The sequence below is a fragment of the Herbiconiux daphne genome, from assembly GCF_024979295.1.
Classification (GTDB): Bacteria; Actinomycetota; Actinomycetes; order Actinomycetales; family Microbacteriaceae; genus Herbiconiux; species Herbiconiux daphnes.
Map to the genome: position 1 here is coordinate 1 of NZ_JANLCJ010000199.1, position 945 is coordinate 945.

Genomic DNA, 945 nt, shown 5'->3' on the forward strand with positions numbered 1-945 from the left:
TAATGAATTTCTTATTGCCTATAATCGTGGTTATGAAATCACAACCGACAAAAAGAAAATCAAAAATAATTTTTATCTAAAATGGTTTTATGGTATAATTTTAGGGATAAAAGAAAGAGAGAAAAAATATGAACTTAAACAAATGAACTGACGAACAAAAACAAATGGCAATTAACTTATCTGATGGTTTTAATAAATTGATTGATGAAAGAAAGGGTTATCACAATAAATTAGAACAATTATGAAATAGTGAAGAGTGAGCCAAAAGAACATCACAGGCAATAAAAGAATCACGAGAATTACAGGACTTGATAAATAAGATTAGCACAAGTTTAAGTGCTTTATCATCAACAATGCCAAAAATGGAAATTGATTTTGATAAATTGCCAAAGAATACTACAATTTATATAAACAATATAAACGGAACTAGTGAGAAAATGGTATTCTTGAAAATGAAAAATACAAAAAGAATGTATCATCCTGTTTTTGATTATGACAATGGCAAATGCGAAATGAGCATCAACAACTGAGAAAATGCTAACTTTAGCACCGAGCCATTGTTTAAGTAGATTAGCATTTTGCTAACTCTATACACAATGAGAATTAAATATAATTAAACAAAACAAACAAAATTTTTATCTCTCATTAAAATAGTTTATAATTCTTATTGTGTATAGAGTTGGCGAAATACAACTCAAAAATGAAAGAGAGAACTAATGAAAGCATTACAGGTTAAGGTAATCAACAAAAGGGAAACGATTAAAAACAAATTGGAAAAAATAAAATTTATCAAATTCTTTTTGGAAAGTAAGAAAAATGATATAATTACTACTGATGACAAGAAATACAACAAGGAATGACTGATGAAAAGGGATTTATATTTTCTTCAACAGGCATTTCCACAAATCTACAAAAAATTTAAGGGAGAAAACTAATTATGAAATG

At 26.9% G+C, this 945-nt stretch carries 1 protein-coding gene; it reads left to right on the plus strand.

The features are described from left to right. The first annotated feature begins 362 nt into the window (after window positions 1-362). On the plus strand, window positions 363-530 hold the full coding sequence (locus tag N1032_RS24085; RefSeq protein WP_259542991.1) for a hypothetical protein: 168 nt from the start codon (window positions 363-365) through the stop codon (window positions 528-530). Window positions 531-945: the final 415 nt, after the last annotated feature.